Annotated in this window: 22 protein-coding genes; 7 read left to right on the plus strand and 15 right to left on the minus strand. The window is 60.2% G+C overall.

Annotated features, from left to right (window positions below; translation table 11 throughout):
* Positions 1-2 precede the first annotated feature (2 nt).
* The 3 genes from phoB to FRH_RS05490 form a co-directional block, all read right to left on the minus strand.
* On the minus strand, positions 3-692 hold the full coding sequence (gene phoB, locus FRH_RS05480) for a phosphate regulon transcriptional regulator PhoB (protein ID WP_159343598.1): 690 nt from the start codon (positions 690-692) through the stop codon (positions 3-5).
* A 111-nt stretch (positions 693-803) separates the two neighbouring features.
* Positions 804-1,694 (minus strand): 4-hydroxybenzoate octaprenyltransferase, encoded by an 891-nt coding sequence (gene ubiA, locus FRH_RS05485; RefSeq protein WP_239296353.1) that lies wholly within the window; start codon positions 1,692-1,694, stop codon positions 804-806.
* A gap of 38 nt (positions 1,695-1,732) precedes the next feature.
* The gene (locus FRH_RS05490; protein WP_231125625.1) at positions 1,733-2,290 is read right to left on the minus strand and encodes a chorismate lyase; all 558 of its coding nucleotides are present in this window, start codon (positions 2,288-2,290) and stop codon (positions 1,733-1,735) included.
* Positions 2,291-2,376: 86 nt separating this feature from the next.
* On the opposite strand from FRH_RS05490, the gene FRH_RS05495 reads away from it, so the two are divergent.
* The 4 genes from FRH_RS05495 to FRH_RS05510 all read left to right on the plus strand — a co-directional run bounded on the left by FRH_RS05495 (position 2,377) and on the right by FRH_RS05510 (position 5,305).
* Entirely contained in the window at positions 2,377-3,573 is a 1,197-nt protein-coding gene (locus FRH_RS05495) for an FAD-dependent oxidoreductase (RefSeq protein ID WP_153843573.1), read from the plus strand.
* 102 nt (positions 3,574-3,675) lie between these two features.
* Entirely contained in the window at positions 3,676-3,948 is a 273-nt protein-coding gene (locus FRH_RS05500; protein WP_018918476.1) for an HU family DNA-binding protein, read from the plus strand.
* Positions 3,948-4,304 carry a hypothetical protein gene (locus FRH_RS05505; protein WP_044629301.1) on the plus strand — a complete coding sequence of 119 codons (357 nt, stop codon included), beginning with the start codon at positions 3,948-3,950 and terminating at the stop codon, positions 4,302-4,304. The genes FRH_RS05500 and FRH_RS05505 overlap by 1 nt, the downstream gene beginning before the upstream one ends.
* Positions 4,305-4,366: 62 nt before the next feature.
* The gene (locus FRH_RS05510; protein WP_153843574.1) at positions 4,367-5,305 is read left to right on the plus strand and encodes a LysR family transcriptional regulator; all 939 of its coding nucleotides are present in this window, start codon (positions 4,367-4,369) and stop codon (positions 5,303-5,305) included.
* Here FRH_RS05510 and FRH_RS05515 read toward each other — a convergent pair.
* From FRH_RS05515 to FRH_RS05535, 5 genes are all read right to left on the minus strand, one after another.
* A complete protein-coding gene (locus FRH_RS05515) occupies positions 5,284-6,834 on the minus strand; it encodes an aldehyde dehydrogenase family protein (protein ID WP_281997929.1) in 1,551 nt (516 codons plus the stop codon). The genes FRH_RS05510 and FRH_RS05515 overlap by 22 nt on opposite strands.
* Positions 6,831-7,736, minus strand: coding sequence for an NAD(P)-dependent oxidoreductase (locus FRH_RS05520; RefSeq protein ID WP_239296340.1), 906 nt, complete (start codon positions 7,734-7,736; stop codon positions 6,831-6,833). The genes FRH_RS05515 and FRH_RS05520 overlap by 4 nt, the downstream gene beginning before the upstream one ends.
* 103 nt (positions 7,737-7,839) lie before the next feature.
* Positions 7,840-8,997 carry a M20 aminoacylase family protein gene (locus tag FRH_RS05525; protein WP_139526117.1) on the minus strand — a complete coding sequence of 386 codons (1,158 nt, stop codon included), beginning with the start codon at positions 8,995-8,997 and terminating at the stop codon, positions 7,840-7,842.
* A gap of 12 nt (positions 8,998-9,009) precedes the next feature.
* Complete coding sequence (locus FRH_RS05530) at positions 9,010-9,504, minus strand: hypothetical protein (protein WP_139526118.1); 495 nt, start codon at positions 9,502-9,504, stop codon at positions 9,010-9,012.
* A complete protein-coding gene (locus FRH_RS05535) occupies positions 9,491-10,309 on the minus strand; it encodes a DUF3100 domain-containing protein (protein ID WP_139526119.1) in 819 nt (272 codons plus the stop codon). The genes FRH_RS05530 and FRH_RS05535 overlap by 14 nt, the downstream gene beginning before the upstream one ends.
* Positions 10,310-10,507: 198 nt before the next feature.
* On the opposite strand from FRH_RS05535, the gene yccS reads away from it, so the two are divergent.
* Positions 10,508-12,715 (plus strand): YccS family putative transporter, encoded by a 2,208-nt coding sequence (yccS, locus tag FRH_RS05540; RefSeq protein ID WP_139526120.1) that lies wholly within the window; start codon positions 10,508-10,510, stop codon positions 12,713-12,715.
* Positions 12,716-12,754: 39 nt separating this feature from the next.
* Here the strand turns inward: yccS and recG are convergent, their stop codons facing one another.
* Positions 12,755-14,833, minus strand: a complete 2,079-nt coding sequence (recG, locus tag FRH_RS05545; protein WP_281997930.1) for an ATP-dependent DNA helicase RecG — start codon at positions 14,831-14,833, stop codon at positions 12,755-12,757.
* Positions 14,830-15,759 (minus strand): hydrogen peroxide-inducible genes activator, encoded by a 930-nt coding sequence (locus FRH_RS05550; protein WP_139526122.1) that lies wholly within the window; start codon positions 15,757-15,759, stop codon positions 14,830-14,832. Before FRH_RS05550 ends, recG begins: the two co-directional genes overlap by 4 nt.
* 144 nt (positions 15,760-15,903) lie before the next feature.
* Here FRH_RS05550 and FRH_RS05555 point away from each other — a divergent pair, with 144 nt between their 5' ends.
* On the plus strand, positions 15,904-16,785 hold the full coding sequence (locus FRH_RS05555) for an SDR family oxidoreductase (protein WP_139526123.1): 882 nt from the start codon (positions 15,904-15,906) through the stop codon (positions 16,783-16,785).
* A gap of 91 nt (positions 16,786-16,876) precedes the next feature.
* Here the strand turns inward: FRH_RS05555 and FRH_RS05560 are convergent, their stop codons facing one another.
* From FRH_RS05560 to gmk, 4 genes are all read right to left on the minus strand, one after another.
* A complete protein-coding gene (locus FRH_RS05560) occupies positions 16,877-17,266 on the minus strand; it encodes a RidA family protein (protein ID WP_139526124.1) in 390 nt (129 codons plus the stop codon).
* Between the two features lie 93 nt (positions 17,267-17,359).
* Positions 17,360-19,492 carry a RelA/SpoT family protein gene (locus FRH_RS05565; RefSeq protein ID WP_139526125.1) on the minus strand — a complete coding sequence of 711 codons (2,133 nt, stop codon included), beginning with the start codon at positions 19,490-19,492 and terminating at the stop codon, positions 17,360-17,362.
* Positions 19,493-19,518: 26 nt separating this feature from the next.
* The gene (rpoZ, locus tag FRH_RS05570) at positions 19,519-19,779 is read right to left on the minus strand and encodes a DNA-directed RNA polymerase subunit omega (protein ID WP_139526126.1); all 261 of its coding nucleotides are present in this window, start codon (positions 19,777-19,779) and stop codon (positions 19,519-19,521) included.
* An 88-nt stretch (positions 19,780-19,867) separates the two neighbouring features.
* The gene (gene gmk / locus FRH_RS05575) at positions 19,868-20,500 is read right to left on the minus strand and encodes a guanylate kinase (RefSeq protein WP_281997931.1); all 633 of its coding nucleotides are present in this window, start codon (positions 20,498-20,500) and stop codon (positions 19,868-19,870) included.
* 135 nt (positions 20,501-20,635) lie between these two features.
* Between gmk and FRH_RS05580 the strand changes: the two genes are divergently transcribed.
* Positions 20,636-21,331 (plus strand): extensin family protein, encoded by a 696-nt coding sequence (locus FRH_RS05580; RefSeq protein WP_281997932.1) that lies wholly within the window; start codon positions 20,636-20,638, stop codon positions 21,329-21,331.
* Between the two features lie 9 nt (positions 21,332-21,340).
* On the opposite strand, the gene FRH_RS05585 is transcribed toward FRH_RS05580, so the two are convergent.
* Positions 21,341-21,589: a hypothetical protein gene (locus FRH_RS05585; RefSeq protein ID WP_139526129.1), complete on the minus strand. Its 249-nt coding sequence runs from the start codon at positions 21,587-21,589 to the stop codon at positions 21,341-21,343.
* Positions 21,590-21,654: the final 65 nt, after the last annotated feature.

Genomic DNA, 21,654 nt, shown 5'->3' on the forward strand with positions numbered 1-21,654 from the left:
GACTACACCCGAGCAGAGAAACGATACCCAGTGCCCCGCACTGTTTGAATCAAATTCTGGTGCGCCTCCCCTAGCGCCTTACGCAACCGGCGAATGTGCACGTCCACCGTGCGCTCCTCTACGTACACGTTGCCGCCCCACACCTGATCGAGAAGCTGGCTACGGGTATAGGCACGCTCTTGGTGGGTCATGAAAAACTGCAGTAATCGATACTCGGTAGGGCCCATCTCCAGCGCCTTTCCATACGCGCTAACACGATGGCTCACCGGGTCTAACAGCAGCCCATTGATTTCGATGGGATCTTCCACGCCGCGCGGGGTCGCCCGGCGCAGAACGGCTTTCAGGCGCGCTACCAGCTCACGGGGCGAAAACGGCTTGGTGATGTAATCGTCGGCGCCCGCTTCCAGACCTTGGATCTTATTATCCTCTTCGCCCTTGGCGGTCAGCATGATGATCGGCAGTTCCGCAGTAGCCTCTTCGCGCTTGAGACGGCGTGCCAATTCGATGCCGCTGGTGCCAGGCATCATCCAGTCCAGCAGCAGCAGGTCGGGCTGATGATCTACGACCATCGCGTGGGCATCCTGGGCGTTATCCGCTTCAAGCACGCGATAGTCAGCCATTTCCAGCGCCACAGCGATCATCTCGCGAATGGGCGCCTCATCATCGACGATCAGTACGGTCTTGGCGGTCATTCCAGGGCCTCACGGTGTGCTAAGAAAGCTCATGTATGCGAAAACGGTTCAATGACATGTCTGTGACGATAACACCATGACTTAATGACAATTCTATGACACCCAGCAATATTAGCCAGCCACGGGCCACTCGCTTAGAGCAATGCCGGCAAAGACCAAGAGCCCCGACCAGTGATTATTCAAAAACGCTTGGAAACAGCGATCACGCTCCCGGTGAACGATCAAACGCTGTTGATGGGCAAAGGTTACCGCCATTCCGACCACACCGAGCCAGAAGAAACCGCCCAGGCTCGCCATCAGCCCCACCCAAATCAACAACGCTAGGGTGGCAAGCTGCAGCAAGCCAATGATGAGACGGTCGGCACTGCCAAACAGCACCGCCGTGGATTTGATGCCGATCTTCAGGTCGTCATCGCGATCGACCATGGCGTACTGGGTATCGTAGGCCACTGTCCATAGCACGTTAGCGCTGAACAGTAGCCACGCCACGAGTGGCACCTCGCCGAGCACGGCGCCAAACGCCATCGGAATCGCCCAGGAGAACGCCGCCCCCAGGACCACTTGGGGAAAGTGGGTATAGCGCTTCATGAAAGGATAAATGAACGCTAGCAGCACACCGCCGAAGGAGAGCAGCACGGTAAACCAATTGGTCAACAGGACCAACACGAAGGCCGCCGCCACCAGCGCCACGAACAGCAGCTGCGCCTCGGTTTCACTAATACGGCCGGTGGCCAGCGGCCGCTGCCGGGTGCGCTTTACATGGCCATCGAAGTGGCGGTCGGCGTAGTCGTTCACCACGCAGCCTGCCGCGCGCATTACGTACACCCCGGCAATGAAGATCAGCAGTACATCGCGGCCCGGCACCCCGTCCGAGGCGATCCACAGCGCCCATAGCGTTGGCCACATCAACAGCCAAGTACCTATCGGCCGGTCCAAGCGCATTAGCTGTAGGAAATCGGTCAGGCGGGCCCACCCGGTTGGGCGCAACAGAGAACGGTCCATGCTCATGCTTACCTCGTCGAAAAAGTCGCTGCGTTAGCCTAGCGCGACGGCAGGCTCAGTGCATCTGTCATGGTGGATAAAAAGTACTCCTGCACCAGCAACGACAGCCCGCCGTGCTCAAAGACGGAGCGCCGCCCCCAAAGGCTACTGGCCGACGATCCCAGCGTCAGCCGGTTGAATGGCGGCGCGGCCGACGTTACTTCCAGCGGCCCGCGCACCAAATCAGGCTTCTGGAATAGCCAGCTGCCTAGCGAACGCTCACCTAAGTTGCCCAACCCTTTGCCCTGCAGGTGGTGAAGCGATGCCACCGAACGCGCCACGACCCACGGCGTTTCATCGATACACAGCGCCACCTCACGCAGCCACGCATAGCGGCGGTGTGCAATGCCCAGGGCAAGGGCTTCATCGCGCTGGGGCAGGCCGATGGTCTGGCGCAACACGCGCACCCGAAATGCGCCCGGCTTACCGGCGGCCATCAGGCGGGCGGTCAACGAATCCGTGGAGGCGACCCACTGCCACCAAGGCGCGCTCATGGCTGGCCGAGCAGCGGCCACCGGCAGCCACTGAGGAAAGAGTGAAAACTCGGGGGCGGTCACCTAGGCCTCCAGGGCAGTCAATTGAGAGTGAGCTAGTGTAACATGGTGGTTTATAGGCTTTTGTTCCACCGACGTCAGGGGACGGTATGCCCAACTCACACACGACCTCTTCCACGCCCTCTCCTCACTCAACTGCTCTGGCGATCGTCGGAACCGGCATGGCAGGCGTGGGGCTAGCGCGTACCCTGCGACGCCAGGGAGATACACGCACTATCACGCTGATCAGTGCAGACAGCGGCGATGACTACAGCAAGCCCCTGCTTTCCACCGGCTTTGCCAAACGCCTCGGCCCTGACAAGCTCGCCCAGCGCGATGCCAGTGCACTGGCAGACGAACTCAATGCCGAGGTCATTACCCACACCCAAGTGACGCATCTAGATGTGGATAACCAAACGCTACACCTGAGCAGCGGCGCCACGCTTCGTTACGATGACGTGGTGCTGGCCACCGGTGCCGCCCCTCGCAGGCCATTCAGCGTGCCCAGCGCACTGGCGGAGCGCTGCTTTACCGTCAATGACTTAGACGACTACCGGCACCTGCATGAAGCACTCACTCAGCCGAGCCGCGTGGCGATCATTGGGGCCGGGCTCGTTGGCTGTGAATTCGCCAATGACTTGCACGCAGGCGGACACCAACTCACCGTAATCGCGCCGGAGAGCGCCCCACTGCCGCGGCTGCTGCCCGAACCACTGGGTCATGCGCTGGCCAATGCGTTTCACGCGGCAGGCATTCGCCTCGCACTAGGGCGCAGCTTGGACACGCTTTCCCAAGCGGCCGACAACGCCGTAGCTTTGCACTTGGATAACGGCGAGCGGCACGCGGTAGATCTCGTCCTCTTCGCCACCGGCTTGATACCACGCACGGCGTTAGCAGAGGCCGCTGGCCTAACCGTAAGTGCCAGCGGCATTCACGTCGACCGCCACCTCCGCACTCGCCAGCCTAACGTTTATGCCCTGGGTGATGCAGCCTGTATCGACGGTGTGAACGCCATGTATGTCCAGCCGCTGCAAGCCAGCGTTAAAGCGTTGGCGGCGACGCTCACTGGCACGCCTACCGCGGTTCGCTTTGGCGCATGGCCCGTGGTGGTCAAAACGCCGCTACTGCCCATCGTGGCCTACCCCCCAACGCAGCCACCCAAACGCTGGCGAATCGAAGGCGACGGTGACGATTTCACCGCCTTGGCCGAAGATAAAGACGGTCGTTTGATTGGTTTTGCGTTGACAGGCGGCTGTGTGAGAAGGAAAGTGGAGCTTTCCAGAGCCGCCCCCACCCTGCTAGGCTGATTTTCGCCGCGTTCGCGACTAGGCTAAAAAAGCTCCGCCTGCTGGGGTAAGCCGAGCAACCAACAACATTGATGTCTGTTTTTTCACAAGGGAGATTCCTTTATGCGCAAACCTGAACTCGCTGCCGCGATTGCTGAAAGTGCTGACCTGTCCAAAGACAAAGCGGGACAAGTGCTCAACGTCATTCTGGACGAAATCACCAACAGCGTCGCCAAGGGCGAAGACGTCGCCTTGATCGGTTTTGGCACCTTTACCGTTCGCGAGCGCGCTGCCCGCACCGGTAAAAACCCGCAAACCGGCGCACCGCTGCAGATTCCGGCCAGCAAAAACGTGGCATTCAAGCCAGGCAAAGCGCTCAAGGACGCCGTTTCCTAATGAAGCTTTCGCTGACGCTGTGGCTGCTGGGCTTTATGCTCAAGCGAGCCCTGCGCCGCAAGCCGCGCTTTCGTGAGCAGCTCGAGCGCATGCGCGGCCTGGACTGGGGTGTCGCTACGGAAGACTTAAGCACCGCCCGCTACTACCGGATGGCGCCTAACGGCATCACCACCGGCAAGGGGTTGCCCGTCGATCTAGATCTTGAGCTGCGCTTTCGCGATCAAGACGCGGCGCTGCGTATTCTCAAGAAGCCTACCCAGCAGGCGTTTCTGGACGGCATGGTGGCAGGAGACGTCCGCCTCGTCGGCGACTCCTCCGATATGAACAAGCTGCAAAAATTGTTGAAGTATTTGTAGCAAGCTTTGCGGCATGGAACGAACAGTCAAGGGGCAATCCCGCAGAGGTATAACGGCTATCGATGGACATACCTCATCAACGCTTAGTGTACTTCCGCGTTACCCTGGAATCTGGTTCTGTGCGCCGAGCGGCAGCGCGCTTGGATATCGCTCCCTCGGCCGTCAGCAGGCAAATTGCGCTGCTGGAAGAGGCCCTGGGTGCGACGCTCATGGAGCGCCAGCGCGACGGCATCTCACCTACTCCCGTAGGTGAGATGCTGCTTGAGTATTGTGAACGTCGTGGCGCCCTCGATGAAGGATTCATTGCCTCGCTGGAGTCCTATCAGCGCATGGAGACCGGCAAGATATCCCTGACCGTTGGCGAAGGGTTTGTCAGCGACTTGGTGGCTTCTCCTCTGCATGAGTTCACTCAACGCTATGCGGGCATTCAGCTCGACATCCACACGGCGGGTACCTCGGGCATCATCGAGGCGGTGGTGGGCGATCACAGCCACATTGGCTTGATGTTCCATGAGCGTACTCATCCCCAACTTCGTTTCTGGGCCTCCAGCCCGCAGCCGCTGATGGCGATTCTCTCGCCCAGTCATCCCTTGACCTGCCAAGCCACCCCGCTCACGCTAACTCAGCTTAGCGATCAGCCGATGGCCATGTGGGATACCACCCATGGCGTGCGTCAAATGGTCGATCAAGCTTTCCAGCAGGCTCGCATTGCCCCCCGCATGGCGATGAACACCAACTCCATGGTGATTCTGGCGCAATATGTCCGCAGCGGCATGGGCATTACCCTGCTGCCCGCGTTTGCCGTCGCCCACGACCTGGAAGTGGGAACGCTGGTAGCACGCCCCGTCGATCACCCGCTATTTCAGCGCTCTCAGGCCCACATGGTCACCCGTGTAGGGCGCCAACAGCCCAAGGCCAGCATCCTGCTACTGCGCCATCTACAGCGCTGGATGCAAGCCTTCCGCGACCCGGCGTTAGATCAGCCGACGCCACTGCCATAACCAAACGCCACGCTGGCTTCTGGCGCGGTTTCCACCCAGACGCTTTGTGGCACGGTGTATTCGCGTAGGCCATCCAACCCGCTGGAGCGACCAAAACCGCTGTCACCAAAGCCACCGAACGGTGACATCACGCTGATGGCCTTGTAGCTATTGATCCATACCGTGCCAGCACGCAGCTGACCGGCCACACGATGTGCCCGCGCCACGTCCTGGCTCCATACCGCCCCTGCCAAACCAAAGCGGGTGTCGTTCGCCAATCGAATGGCTTCCTCTTCATTGTCAAAGGCCATCGCGACGAGCACTGGCCCAAAGACCTCTTGTTGGGCAATCTCCATATCAGGGGTGACATCCACCAGCACGGTAGGCGCGATAAAATAGCCCTGGGCGTCGTCAGGCAAACCTTCAGGACGTTTGCCACCCGTCAGCACTCTCGCGCCTTGCGCTTCTGCGGCCTCGATCATGCGCGTTACCTGCTCGAATTGACGGCGATTCTGCAGCGGCCCCATACGGGTGGCTTCATCGCTGGGCAGGCCCACGTGAATCTGCTCCGCCGCGCGAGCCAAACGCGTAGTGACTTGCTCAAATACCGAACGCTCGATCAACAGGCGCGATCCTGCCACACAGCTTTGGCCCGCCGCCGCAAAGATGGCCGCCTGGGCGCCAGCTACCGCTTCGTCTAACTTGGCATCGGCAAACACGATATTGGCGGATTTACCGCCCAGTTCTAATACGCTGGGCACCAGGCGGCGGGCCCCCGCCTCGGCAATCATCCGTCCACTTTGGGGCGAGCCGACAAATACCAATTTGCCTATGGCGGGATGGTCGGTCAGCGCCGCGCCGGTCGTTTTGCCCAGCCCATTGACGATATTGACCAACCCCTTAGGTAGCCCACCACGTTCGAGTTGTTTGGCAATCACGACCGAGGTGAAAGGGGTCAGCTCGGAAGGTTTCAGCACCACCCCGTTGCCCGCCGCCATGGCCGGTGCCAGCTGCCAGGCACAGGTGAACATCGGCGCGTTCCAGGGCGTGATCTGCCCCACCACCCCATAGGGCACGTGGCGCACATAGTTAAGATGCGAGGTAGGCACTGGAATGACCTCGCCGTGCTGCTTGTCGCACCAGCCCGCGTAGTATTCGAACATCTCGCGCACTTTGCCTACTTCGGCCCGGCAGTCACGAATGGGCTTACCGGCCACCACGCTTTCTAACTGCGCCAGCGCTTCTTCATGGCCTTCTAGCGCACGTATGGCAGCATTCATGCGCCGCCCACGCTCGCTGGCGGTCAGCGCCATCCATTCGCGTTGCCCCCGCTGCGCCGCTTGTGTCGCCCGCTCAATCAAGCCCGCACCCGCATCGCGGTAGCTGACCAGCGCATCCCCCGTCGCCGGGTTGATCAGCGTGATCTCTTCACCTTCTCCGGCCACCAGATCACCATCGATCCAGTTGCTCAACGGCGTTTTTGCCGCTAAACCAAAGCCGTTTAGGAGTGCGGCAAGCTGGTCGCTGGCGTGTTGGCTAAGTGAATTCATTGGTTACCCTCCGCTTGGCTGGCACGGGCTAAAATCGGCGTGGTGATATGGTTGAAGTCATCGCTATCGGTGGGCTGTTCGGTGTTGTCGTGCCAAGCATCGACAACCATTTGTAGCAGCGGTAAAGGAAGGCCCAACTGCTCAGCCGCCTCCCGCGCCAGGCGCAGGTCTTTACGCATCAATCCCGTGGTAAAGCCAGAGTCGAAGCGCTCGCTCAGCACCCACTCGGGGAAATTCACCTCACTGATAGCGCTACGCCCGGAGCCGCTATTGATGCCTGCCAGACAAGCAGCGGGGTCAACACCGGCTTGGGCGGCCATGGCAACTGCCTCGGCGGTCGTGATCAGGTGCGCCGCACACAGGTAGTTATTGGCCAGTTTCACCACATGGCCGCTGCCTGGGCCACCCACATGGGTGCATTTGGCGGACATCGCCTCCAACATCGGCCTGACCCGTTCAATGGTGGTTTCATCGCCGCCTAGCAGCATGCCTAGCTTGCCGCTGGCCGCCCCTTTGGGGCCGCCGCTGACCGGGGCATCCAGCCAATGAAGCCCTGCGGCCATCACTTTTTCAGCCAATTCACGACTCACGGCAGGGTCACTGGTAGAGGTATCGACAATCACACTGCCCCGAGGCGCCCGCGCGAGTAAACCAGGGGAGGTTTCAAGCACCTCACGCACATGGGCTGAGGTCGGCAGCGATAGAAGGTAGACATCACTGGCTGGTAGGGCATCAGGCGTCACAACATTCAAGCCAAGTGATGCGAGCTTGGTACGCGCGGCGTCAAAGACATCCGTGCCGGTTACAGCAAACCCTGCTGCTTTAAGCGTGAGCGCCATATTGCCGCCCATCTGTCCCAACCCAATCACCGTCAACGATAAAGACCTTGAGGTTTGAGGCATCACAAAACTCCTTACAGTGCAGAAAACGCTGAATGCTGGGTAGACGCTCCCCTACCCAGTGGGCATAAGGAAGCGAATAACGCGAGTTAAATCGTTTGGCTATTTAGACCAAGAGCGCTTTGACCAACTCCACCCAGTAGCGCGTTCCTAGCGGCAATAGCGCATCGTTAAAATCGTAGTGGGGGTTATGCAACGACGCCGAGTCCTCACCGTTGCCCATCCAGATGTAAGCACCGGGCCGTTCGGCAAGCAGGAACGAGAAATCTTCGGACGCCATGCTAGGTGGCGGGTTACGCAACACATTTTCTTGGCCTAGCAAGCCCGCTAATACCGTTGCGCAGTGCTGGGCATGCGCTGGCGTATTGATCGTGGCGGGGTAGCAACGCTGGTAATCCAGCTCAACGGCTAAACCATGGAAGTCGGCCAAGCTAGCAATCGCCTGTTTGAAACGCGCTTCTAGGCGTTCTTTCAGCGCCATATCGAAACAGCGTAGCGTGCCGCGCAGCGCCACCTGCTCGGGAATCACATTGAACGTGTCTCCCCCGTTGATGCTGGTCACACTCAGCACCGCCGATTTATCCGGTGGCGTTTCACGGCTTATCAGGCCTTGCAGTTGGCTGATCAGTTGGCAACTCGCCAGCACCGTATCAATGCCTAGATGCGGCATCGCTGCATGGCAGCCTTTACCGGTCAATGTCAGGCTGAAAATATCAAACGCGGCCATGACGTCGGTATCGTGCACCGCTGCCACACCAACGGGCAGCCCAGGCCAGTTGTGCAGGCCGTACACCGCGTCCATCGGAAAGCGCTCGAACAGGCCGTCCTCCACCATGGCACGGCCACCGCCTTCGTTCTCTTCGGCGGGTTGGAAGATGAACACCACCCGCCCTTTGAAGTCGGGCTGCTGCTTCAGCGCCCAGGCCGCCCCCAGCAACATCGTGGTATGGCCGTCGTGACCGCAGGCGTGCATCTTGCCCGGCGTCTGCGAGGCGTAGGCAAGCCCGGTCTCTTCACGGATATCCAGGGCATCGATATCGGCCCGAAGGCCGATCGTTTTACCTTCACCCTGCTGACCGTCCAACGCGGCGACCACGCCCGTTCCAGCGATTCCAGTGGTCACTTCAAAGCCCCACTCACCGAGCAGCGCGGCGATACGTGCACTCGTGCGCTGCTCCTCGAACGCCGTTTCCGGATGCTGGTGGAAATCGTGTCGCCAAGCGGTGAGTTCTTTACTATCAGGCAAGGGTATTGACGTCGCCATGTTTTGTATTCCTTAAAGCATCACGTGAGCCACCACCGCCGACCCAATAAAGGTGCCGGTGAAGACGAGAAGGGCCACAATGACCAGCTTCCAGCCGGTCTGCTTGAACATCGAGAATTCACGGTGGGTCAGCGCTAGTCCGGCATACGCCAGTACGGGGGTGACCACCGCCAAGAAATTCACCTCTGCCAACTGCCCAATGATCCAGCCGTTACCCGGAAAGACGGGGAGCGTCGCGATGATACTAATCAGCGAGACCCACGCCACACTAGGCAGATAAAAAGGGCATAGCCGCCCGACCACTAAGCCGATGATGACCATGACATACAAAATTAGCATGCCAGGCAGCGCATCCAACAAAGGCGAGCCGTTGACGATGTTGCTAAACCACGCCGCCACACAGACAGCCGCCAGCACAAGGGCTGTTTTACCTAGCTGCTGTTCAGGGCGGAGCTCTTTTAATGCCTCAGCGTCGAACTGATCGACGGTGCTCTCATGAGTTTTCATGGCGAACCTCCTGACGGGTACCCTTCAAACGCGTAAACATCCACTCGGTGACCGGTAGCGCAATAAAGAGCGATACATACAATCCGGTGGCGTAGGTGAGCAGATTGCTGGCGCCGGCAAAGGCAAGCAGCTCATCTTTGGCGGCAGGGACGGCTTCTGCCAACGCTGCCGAGCATGCCGCTACCATGCTGCCACTGCCGACACCGCAGGCCATGGCCAGCGCGCGGATATCGAGGATATCTAGCGAGGCGATGTAGCCCGCCATCAGGGCAAAGTAGAGCGTACCGAACATAGTACCCACCACGTACACGCCCATAATGCCGATGCCTTCAGGGCTTCTTAGCCCGTAACGGTCTGAAATAATGGCAATGTTGGGTTCGCGGGCAATGGAGTAGGTCGCACCAATCGCTTCCCGGCCCATTTTGAGCACGAGTACCGCAAAGGGCAGCGCGATCAGCATGGTGCCAAGATTCCCCAGCTCTTGAAGAATCAGCGCAGGACCCGCCGCGATAATTTGCTCGATCGCTGGCCCAATGGTGGAGCCAAACTTGGCAATGAACGGCAAAATAGCGATCAGAATGATGGGGCCTGCGGCATGACTCACCGGCTTGGGAATGGCCTTGCCCATTGCTGAAAAGAGATGAGGATTGAAGAGTACGCCAATGATAAACGCGTAGAGGAGTGGTAATAGTAGTAATGTTCCCGGCCCAAGCGGAATCCGAATGATGCCGATCCACTCGGAAAACATCGATGTCAGTATCACCAGCAGATGTAGACGCCAGTCCAGCAGCAGTTTTAGATCCATGGGAGTGATCCTATTTTTTTTAGAGTCACTCCGAGTATCGAAAGGTTACTGTTTCAATCATAGCGTTTTGGTGCACTAATTTTTAGAACACATGGCCGCGATAGCATTAGCGTTGATAGGTTAAGAGCGACATCATCGTTGCGATGCCTCTATACTAACCAAGACTAAAGTCTAACATCACTTGTCACACGAGCCTCTATGCCCCTGACCCATTCCCTGCGCCGCCTTTGGACACTGGACAAGTTCGCTTACAGCCTGCGGGTGTTCATCGCCTTCAGCGGGGCGCTGCTGTTGAGCGGGCTAGCGGGGGATGTGGCACTGGTCATTCCGCTATTTTTGGGCATCATTGCCAGTGCCCTCTCCGAGACCGACGATAGCTGGCAAGGGCGTTTGCAGGCACTGGTAGTGACGCTGCTCTGCTTTGCATCGGCGTCGTTCGTGGTGCAGTGGCTGTTTCCGTGGCCGTGGCTATTTGCGGTCGGCTTGGCGCTCTCTACCTTCACGCTGATCATGCTGGGGGCGATTGGCCAGCGCTACGCGACGATTGCCTCGGGCACGCTGATTCTGTCGATCTACTCCATGATCAATATCGAGCAGCACGGTGGCGTGGATGAAGACGTCGCCTCGCGCCAGCTGCTGCTTTTGGCCGGAGCGGCCTGGTACGGCGCGATTTCCGTGGTGTGGTGTGCACTGTTCTCCCGCCAGCCGGTCAAGCAGAGCATGGCGCGGGTCTACAAAGCCCTGGGGGAGTTCTTGATCTTGAAGTCGGCGCTGTTCGAGCCGGTACGCGGTGTGGATGTCGAAGCTCGCCGCGTGGCATTAGCACGGCAGAACGGCCAAGTGGTGGAGGCGCTCAACCAAGCCAAGGAGATGATTTTTCGCCGCCTAGAGGGCCAGCGCGGTAACCGTAAGCTCAACCGCTACCTGCAAATTTACTTTATCGCCCAGGATATCCACGAACGGGCCAGCTCCACCCACTACCCCTACAGCGCGCTTACTGACGCCTTTTTCCACCACGATGTGCTGTTTCGCTGCCAACGGCTACTCGACCAGCAGGGCCGCGCCTGCCGCCAGCTGGCCAAATCGCTGCTGCTGAATCGCCCTTTCAGCCACGAGCAGAGCGAGCAGGCGCTAGCCGACCTGCGCGCCTCGATCGATAATCTGAGCGAGCGCGGCAAGCCCGAATGGCGGCCACTGATGCGCCCGTTGAATGCCTTAGCGGACAACCTCACCACGCTCGAGGCGCAGATTGCCAGCGCCCACAACCCGGATACCGACGACGAACGCCGGGATAGCGCGCTCTACGACCGCTCTCCCTCGAGTCTGCAGGAGGCCTGGAAACGGGTGCGGCTCAATATCACGCTAGGCTCGCCGACCTTTCGCCACGCGGTGCGCCTAACCACCGCGCTAGTGGCGGGCTATGGGCTGCTGCAGTGGCTCGACCCCCAGCAAGGGTTCTGGATTTTGCTGACCACGCTGTTCGTATGTCGACCTAACTTTGCCACCACGCGGCGCTTTCTCTCCCAGCGGATAGTGGGCACGGTACTCGGGCTGGTGGCAGGCTGGGCCTCCATCAGCCTGTTTCCCCAGCCGCTAATCCAGAGCATGATTGCCGTGGCGGCGGGCGTGTCATTCTTTGCCAATCGTGAAAAGCATTACGTGATCGCCACGGCCTCGATCACCCTGCTGGTGCTGTGCAGTTTCAATCAGGTGGGGGATGGCTTCGACCTTATCTGGCCGCGGCTGTTCGATACGTTGATCGGCTCGCTGATTGCGGGACTGGCGGTATTTTTCATTCTGCCGGACTGGCAGGGCCGCCGCCTCTACCGTGAGGCCGCCAAGGTGCTGACCAACCACCGCCGCTACTTGGACGAAATCGTCCACCAGTACGAAGAGGGCAAGCAGGACGACCTAGCTTACCGCTTGGCACGGCGCAATGCGCACAACGCGGATGCGGCGCTCTCGACCCTGCTCACCAACATGCTCCACGAGCCAGGGCACTACCGGAAGCAGGATGCCGACAACGGGCTGCGCTTTTTGGTGCTCTCCAACACGCTGCTCAGCCACCTCTCCGCGCTAGGTGCCCACCGCCACCGGCTGGCAGAGGATGAAGACGATGCCACCCTCGTGCCGCAGGCCAAGCGGATCAGCGCCTTACTGGAACAGCTAGCGGAACAGCTGGATAAACGCCTACCCGTGGAGCCGCTGACCGCGCCTGCCAACGAGCTGCTGAGCCAGCTAGGTGAGCACGGCGGCAGCGGAGAAGAGAAGGCCATCACGCTCTATCGACCCATTCAAAGCCAGCTGCGCCTGATTGCCGAGCAGCTTGGCCCCTTGAGCGATGCCGCCCATCGTTTGACCGATTCGAACGCAGAGTCGCTGCACGCGCTCGATACGGCCACGTGACCCTTGGCCACGCCTCGATGCCACCTCACTACACCGCCATTACACCTGCCCGTAGCGGCCCGCCGCCTCGCCCAGCCAGCGGCGCACTAGCACGGTAGTGACCTCGGTGTTGCCCTGGAGCGCCTGAGCCAGGGCGGTGACCCGCTCTAGCTGGTCGGCATCGCGCTCTAGATCGGCGATTTTCATCTGGGCGAGGCCGGTTTGGCGAGTCCCTAATACCTCGCCAGGGCCGCGGATTTCCAAGTCTTTTTCAGCAATACGGAAGCCGTCGGTGGTTTCCCGCATCACGCCGAGCCGTTCCCGAGAGCTTTTGGAGAGCGGCGGGTGGTAAAGCAGCACGCAGAAGCTTTCGGTGCTGCCGCGTCCCACACGGCCGCGCAGCTGATGAAGCTGAGAAAGCCCCAAACGCTCAGGGTTTTCGATGATCATCAAGCTAGCGTTGGGCACGTCGACTCCCACCTCGATCACCGTGGTCGCCACCAGCAGGTCGAGCTCACCGGCTTTGAAGGCCTCCATCACCTCGGCTTTTTCGGCCGCCTTCATACGCCCATGAATCAGCCCGATGGCCAACTCGGGCAGCGCCTGGGTGAGTTCATCGCGGGTCACTTCAGCGGCCTGGCACTGCAGCGCCTCCGACTCTTCGATCAGCGTACACACCCAATAGGCTTGGCGACCGTCACGGCAGGCGTTGCGAATACGCTCGACCACCTCGGGGCGGCGCTCGTCCGACACCACCACGGTTTTCACCGGCGTGCGTCCCGGCGGCAGCTCGTCGATCACCGAGACGTCCAAGTCCGCATAGGCACTCATGGCCAGGGTGCGGGGAATCGGCGTGGCGGTCATGATCAGCTGATGGGGCGTCAGTCCACCGGCTTCGCCCTTTTCCCGCAGGGCAAGGCGCTGGTGCACGCCAAAACGGTGCTGCTCATCGATGATCGCCAGCCCCAGACACTGGAAATGCACGTCGTCTTGAAATAGCGCGTGGGTGCCCACCACCATGCGCGCTCGACCATCGGCAATGGCGGCTTTGGCATCCAGCCGCGCCTTGCCCTTTAGCTTGCCTGCCAACCACGCCACTTCGATGCCCAGCGGCTCGAACCACGCTTTGAAGGCGCGGTAGTGCTGTTCGGCGAGGATCTCCGTGGGCGCCATCATCGCCGCTTGGCAGTTGCCCGCCAGCGCCGAGAGCGCCGCCATGGCCGCCACCACCGTCTTGCCCGACCCAACGTCCCCCTGCACCAGCCGCAGCATGGGCGCGGGGCGGGCCAGGTCGAGGGCGATTTCTTCCAGCACCCGACGCTGGGCACCGGTGAGCGCAAACGGTAGCTGCGCCAGAAAGCGCGTTTGCAGGCTGCGCCCCGACGGTAGCTCCGGCGCGCCGTCGGCCTGGATACGCAGGCGCACTTCCCGCAGGCTCAGTTGATGAGCCAGCAGCTCTTCCAACGCCAGGCGCCGCGTGGCGGGGTGGTGGCCATGGGTCAGCTGCTCCAAATCCACGTCCGGCGGCGGCTGGTGCAGTAGCTGCAAGCTAGCGTGCAGCCCCGGCAGTTGGAAGCGCTGGCGCAGGGCATCGGGAATCACATCGGGCAGCGCTTCGGGCGCTTGCTCCAACAGGCGCAGCGCCTGCTGGGTCAGCGCCCGCAGACGGGTTTGGTGCAGCCCCTCGGTGGTGGGGTAAATCGGCGTGTAGTACTCCTCCACCGGCGTTTCACTGCCACCGCTAAGACGGTATTCCGGATGATAGATCTCTAGCCCCGTGGCACCTGCCCGCGCTTCGCCAAACGCTCGAACGGTCACGCCGGGGAGAAGCTGCTGCTGTTGCGCGGGCGAGAAGTGGAAAAAGCGCAGACTCAAAATGCCGCTATCGTCGCGCAGACGAATCAGCAGGCTGCGCCGTCGCCCTTTGACGATATCGCTGGCGGTCACTTCCCCCTCGACCACCGCTTCATGGCCTGCCCGCAGCAGGCCAATGGGGGTAAGTCGCGTGCGATCCTGGTAGCGTAGCGGCAAGTGAAACAGCAGATCACTCACGCGCTCCACACCTAGGCGGGCCAGCTTGATGGCCAGCGCCTCGCCTACGCCCTTGAGCGCCGTCACCGGTGCGGACAGCTCACTCATGGGGCTTGCTTCACCTTATGCACCGGCTGCTGGCACTGGCTGATCGCGTTGGCCAAGGCATCGATGGCCTTCGGGCGCGGAAAACTGGCTCGCCAGGCAATGGCCACCGTGCGCGAGGGTGCTGGTTCTACGAAGGGGCGGCTGACCAGCATGGCGTTCTCGTACTGGTCGGTGCCGAGCGCCGACTGCGGCAGCACGGTAATGCCGAGTTTGGACGCCACCATATGGCGAATCGTCTCGAGCGAACCGCCTTCGGCAATCAGGGTATTGTTGGGACTGTTGAGCTTTTGCGTAATCGCCGGGCAAGCTTCGAGGATTTGGTCGCGGAAGCAGTGGCCTTCGCCCAGCAGCAGCAGCCGCTCTTCTAATAGATCCTCTTTATGGATCGCCTCGCGCTCGACCCACGGGTGGCTGGCAGGCATCAACACCTCGAAATGCTCGTCGTAGATCGGCTTGGTGACCACGTCGGTTTCGGTAAACGGTAGGGCCACGATGATCACGTCCAGCTCGCCGCTACGCAGCTTGGCGCGCAGCGTGCCGGTCATGCCCTCTTCGATATACAGCGGCATTTGCGGGGCAGCGCTGGCCAGTGCTGGCACCAAATGGGGGAACAGGTAAGGTCCAATGGTATAAATCGCGCCGATGCGCAGCGGGTTAGCGAGCTGGTCTTTGCCCGCGCTGGCCAGCTCGTAGATCAAACCGCTCTGTTCCAATACGCGCTGGGCCTGGGCAACGATCTTTTCGCCCAAGGGCGTGACTTGCACGGTGGATTTAGAGCGTTCGAACAGCGGAATGTCCAGCTCGTCTTCGAGTTTTTTCACGGCGACCGAGAGCGTCGGCTGGGAAACATGGCAGCGCTCGGCGGCGCGGCCAAAATGGCGCTCTTGGGCAAGGGTTACGATGTAGCGAAGTTCTGTTAAAGTCATAGCAATGCCAGTGGCATCCTCTCGTTGCAGCTCGAGTCATCGTGTTAGCGAGACGGAAAAGGACAGACAAGCCCTATTGAAGATGGCACATCTCATAGGGACTTTGTATCTGATAGGGAATATTTATCAAGAGGGGTGAGCAAGGTGAAACTAACGGTACTGATTATCGGCTGTGGAGACATCGGCGTCACGCTTGGACAAGAGCTGCTAAACGATGGGCATCGCGTGATAGGTGTGCGCCGCCAAGCCAACGCATTAGAGCATACCGGCATCGAGCCGCTATCCCTCGATCTCAACGACCTGGAAGGAGCCGACGCCAGCGCCCTGCCCCAAGCCGACTACGTGATTTACACCGTCAGTGCAGACCGCTTCGAAGAGAGTGCTTACCAAAGCGCCTATCCAGACGGTCTCAAGCGTGTGCTCAGCGTACTGGAGCAGCACGACACACCGCCACGGCGCATCTTCTTCGTCTCCTCTACCAGTGTCTATGGTCAGCAAGAGGGCGAGGTGGTCAACGAGGAGAGCCCCACGGAATCCACTAGTTTCTCCGGCACCCTGATGTGCGAGGCCGAACAGGCGCTGCTCAATCACCCGCTGCCCGGCACCGTGGTGCGCTTCTCCGGTATTTATGGCCCAGGGCGTGATCGTTTGATTCACCAAGTGGCCGAAGGCCGACTGGCCGCCGTCACGCCGGTGATCTACTCCAACCGCATCCATCGGGACGACTGCACCGGCATTCTGGCGCACCTGATCCGCTGCCAGGAGAGCGGCACACCGCTGGCCGACCTTTATCTCGGTAGCGACTGCGAACCGGTGACCATGCACAACGTGATGGCGTGGTTGGCCAAACAGTTGAAGGTGGAGTCCACCGACACCATGCAGTCGCCGCTGCGCCGTCGTGCCAGCAAGCGTTGCGACAACCGCCGTATTCTCGAAACTGGCTACACCTTCCGCTATCCGACCTACAAAGAGGGCTATGCCCAGGTGTTGAAAGAGGGCGGTTTTTTAGAGTTGCAAAAAGCCTAGCGCTCCAGCCGCGAGTCGATTGGAACGCTAGAAAACGCAAAGAGCGAGCCTCATAGGCTCGCTCTTTTTGTATGCGTCGGTGTCACGCCGTTTAGTCGCCGATCACCATCACGGCTTCGGCTTCTACTTGGCTGCCTTTGGGCAGCGCCTTCACGCCGACCGCCGCACGCGCCGGGAACGGCGTGGAAAAGAACTCTTCCATCACCTTGTTGACGATCGCAAAGTTGTCCAGATCGACCAAATAGAGGTTGAGCTTGACGATATCGCCCAGCGACCCAGCGGCTTCTTCACACACGGCCTGCAGGTTGGTAAAGACCTGACGCGCCTGAGCTTCGAAATCGTCCGAGACGATTTCCATGGTGTCTGGGTCGAGCGGAATCTGGCCCGACAGATACACCGTGTTGCCTGCTTTGATGGCCTGGGAATAAGGGCCGATGGCGGCAGGGGCCTTTTCTGTGTTGATAACCGCTTTGTTGCTCATGGGGTGTCCTTCTCCTGTAAAAATGAAACGTTGCTTATTATCGCCATGGCTGACGCCGCCAGCTTGAAACGCCAGCCGTCGACGCATGGGTGTTTAGTTAGCGGTACGGGTAATTTTGCCAACGTTGGGCAGGTTACGGATGCGTTTAATGATGCGGGCGAGGTGGACACGCCCTTTGACCGACAGCGTGAGATTGACGGTGGAGAGGCGCGCGTCGCGCTCTTCGATACCAATGCGCTCGATATTGGCATCGGCATCGGTCACCAGTCCCGCCAGCTCGGCCACTAAGCCACGGCGGCTTTCGATTTCGATACGCAGTGCCACCGGGAAGTCTTCGTCGATGTGTTCCGACCACTCCAGCGCAAACAGCTTTTCGGGATCGTTTTTACGCTCGGCGAGGTTTTTACACTCGCTGCGGTGTACCACCAGCCCTTTACCGACCGAGAGATGTCCTACCACCGGGTCGCCGGGCAAGGGGTGGCAGCAACGGGCAAAGTTGATCACCATGCCTTCGCTGCCGCTGATGACCACGGCCTTGTCGTTGCTGTCAGACAGTGTCTTATCGAAGCTGTCGCCATGGGCGACATCCACCAAGCGGCGCGCGACCACGTGCGCCATGCGGTTGCCTAACCCCAACGACTCGAGCAAGGCATCCAGCGACGGTGCGTCCAGCTGCTCGAGCGCCTGCTCGAAGATACTCTCGTCGAGCTCTTCCAGGCTCGTTTCGAACGGTGCCAGCGCCTTGTTGAGCAGTCGACGGCCCAGCATCACCGCCTCCGCCTGCTGCTGATGCTTCAACGCATGGCGAATGGCGGAGCGCGCCTTGGCCGTGGTGACGAAATTCAGCCACGCCAGATTGGGACGCGCGCCGGGGGCAGTAATGATCTCCAGCGTCTGGCCGCTTTCCAGCCGCGTGGAGAGCGGCGCGAGGTGACGGTCGATCCGGCAGGCGATGCAGTTATTGCCGATATCGGTGTGTACGCTGTAGGCGAAGTCGATCACCGTGGCGCCCTGGGGCAGCTCCATGATGTCGCCTTTCGGGGTGAACACGTAGATATCGTCGGGGAACAGGTCGTTCTTGACGTGCTCGATGAACTCCAGCGAATCCCCCGCGTGGCGCTGCATCTCCAAAAGCCCCTTCACCCAGGCGCGGGCGCGAGCGTGGCTACCTTCGGCAATCGGGTGCGCGGTCTGGCCGGCTTTATAGAGCCAGTGGGCAGCGATCCCGTTATTGGCCATGGCTTCCATCTCTCGGGTGCGGATCTGCACTTCGATGGGCATGCCCCGCTGGCCAAACAGCGTAGTGTGCAGGCTTTGATAGCCGTTCGCTTTGGGAATCGCAATGTAGTCTTTGAACCGCCCCGGCACCGGCTTATAAAGGTTGTGCACGACGCCTAGGATTCGATAGCAGCTCGCCACGTCTTCGGTGATGATCCGAAAACCGAAGACATCCATGATCTCGATGAAGGGCTTACGCTGATCGCGCATCTTCTTGTAGATCGAGAGCAGGTGCTTTTGGCGACCAATCACCGTGCCTTTCAGGCCTTCATCGTCGAGGCTCTGCTGCAGCGATGACTGAATTTCCCGCATGGCGCTGCGACGATTGCCCCGCGCACTGGCCACGGCGCGCTTGATACGCTCGGCGCGCATGGGGTGAATCGCCTGGAACGAGAGGTCTTCCAGCTCGACACGAATGGTATTGATACCCAACCGACCCGCAATACGCGCATAGATTTCCAGGGTTTCCCGGGCGATGCGGCGCTTTTTGTCAGGGCGTAACGCGCCCAAGGTGCGCATGTTGTGCAGTCGGTCGGCCAGCTTGACGATGATGACGCGAATATCCCGCGACATCGCCAGCACCATCTTCTGGAAGTTTTCCGCCTGAGCAACGGCTTTGTCTTCGAAGGTGATCTGGGTAAGCTTGGAAACACCGTCGACGAGCTCGGCTACCGGCTTGCCGAACTGGGCCGCCAGGGCTTTTTTGGACACGCCGGTGTCTTCGATCACGTCGTGCAGCATGGCGGCCATCAGGCTTTGATGGTCCATGTGCATGTTGGCGAGAATATTGGCGACCGCCAGCGGATGGGTGACGTAAGGTTCACCCGAGCGGCGGCGCTGGCCATCGTGGGCCTGCTCGGCGTAGTAGAAGGCGCGCTTGACCTGCTGGATCTCGTCCGGGGGTAAGTAGCCGCCGAGTCGATCGGCCAGGTCATCGATGGTGAACATGTACCGCGCCTCTAATCGCTGCCTGCTTAATCGTCGATTTGAGTGCTAGGCGTCATGGCGGGACGCGCGCGCACCGGCGCTTCGACCGGCTCGTCCAGAACGCTGTGATCCACCAGGCCTGCGGCGATTTCGCGCAGCGCCATGACGGTGGGCTTATCGTTTTCCCAGGGCAGTTGAGCATCGCGGGAGCCGCGTGCCAGCTGGCGAGCACGCTGGGTGGAAATCATCACCAGTTTGAAGCGGTTTTCTACATTTTCCAGACAATCTTCAACGGTTACGCGAGCCATGGGGCCTTCCTGTAATGACGACGCCGGGCCGGCGTTGTTGAACAACGTCGCCGACCCAGCGAAAAGAGTGGTGATAGGACCTGATAGATTACTCGACGCTAGGCGCCTGTGACAAGAGTGCATCGAGCAGCGGCGCGTGGCGTTCCTGCATGGTGGCGCGCGTCAAGCGGCGGCTGATCACCAGCGATTGGAGTTCCTGAAGCGCCGTGGTGAAGTCGTCGTTGATGACCAGGTAGTCGTACTCGTCGTAGTGGGACATCTCACTGACTGCATCGCGCATGCGTCGGGCAATCACCGCGTGTTCGTCGGTGCCACGGCTGGAGAGACGTCGCTCCAGCTCGCTACGCGATGGCGGTAGGATGAAGATCGACACGGCAGAAGGCATCTGCTCGCGTACCTGCTGCGCGCCCTGCCAATCGATCTCTAGGATGACGTCTTGCCCCGCGTCTAGCAAGGTTTGGACCGACTGACGCGACGTGCCATAGTAATTGTCGAAGACCTTGGCATACTCGAAGAAGTCGCCGCGGTCGATCATCGCTTCGAAGTCAGGCACTTGGGTAAAGTGGTAATTGACGGCATTGACCTCACCTTCGCGTTTGGCACGCGTGGTATGCGACACCGACACCTGAATACCGTCCAGGCTTTCGATCAGCTCACGAACGAGGCTGGTTTTACCCGCGCCCGACGGGGCAGAAACAATAAACAGCGTACCCTGGGACATGAAGCGCTTCCCTAGTTAGTCAAAATGGTCGTTCGTCATCACGCAGGCTGGCCACTGCCGACGTCATAGGGTGCGCAGTATCGCACACCCATGGCAGGGACTGTAGCGTTTCCAAACAGCCGCAAGGAGGTCAGCATGCGCAGCACATTGTTCATTTTATGCTTGATTGCGCTGGGAGTGGCGCTGCAAAAAGGGATGATCGAGATTCCCCGGCACTGGGCTCCCTGGGCGCCGTTACACGTCGATGACCCTATCACGCCCATTACCCAACTGAAGCTCAAGCGCTTGAACGACGACCGCACCGCCTGCCTCGCAGCGCTCGACACCGTGCCCGAAGGCGAACTGCGCTACACGCCACTGGCCGATTACACCCCTACCGCCAGCTGCCCACTCAGCAATACCGTACGCATGCAACGCAGTAGCGTGCGCTTCAACCAGAGTTTCGTGGCCTCCTGCCCGCTAGCGCTGGCGTGGGTGATGTATGAACGCCATGCGTTGCAGCCTGCCGCACAGGCCATCATGGGTAGCCGGGTCGCCCAAGTGAACCATGTGGGTAGTTTTGCCTGCCGCAACGTATATGGCCGTGAGACGGGGCGACGTAGCGAGCACGCGACCGCCGAAGCGCTGGATGTGGTGGGGTTTCAGTTCGAGAACGGCCAGCGAATATCGCTCATTAGCGACTGGGACGATACGGGTAACGCGGGAGCGTTTTTGCGAGCCGCGCGGGATGGCGCGTGTGAGACGTTCGGCAATGTACTTGGTCCTGAGTACAACGCCGCGCATGCCGACCACTTTCATCTAGGCATGCGCGGTTTTAGCCTATGCCGCTAGGCAGGTGAGTTATTCGAGGTTGATATCCTCTTCATCGGTGGCTGCCCCCGTGGCGGCACCCACACCACCACCAATGACAGCCCCTTGTGTGACGCTACCACCGGTCACGGCAGCGGCCCCTGCACCAACCGCCGCCCCGACACCGGCACCGCTGGTTGCCCGCTCACCGGTCGTGGAACCACAGCCCGCCAGCCCGATGGTCAGTGCAGCAATGGCGCTCAACGTGACAAGACGCGAAGTATTCACTGAAGTATGCATAGGTCACCTCCTTATGGATTGCACCTTTACACCCTAGGAACGATACGCGCTTTTTGCCACTTTAA

This window comes from Halomonas sp. A020 (assembly GCF_027943625.1).
Classification (GTDB): Bacteria; Pseudomonadota; Gammaproteobacteria; order Pseudomonadales; family Halomonadaceae; genus Vreelandella; species Vreelandella piezotolerans.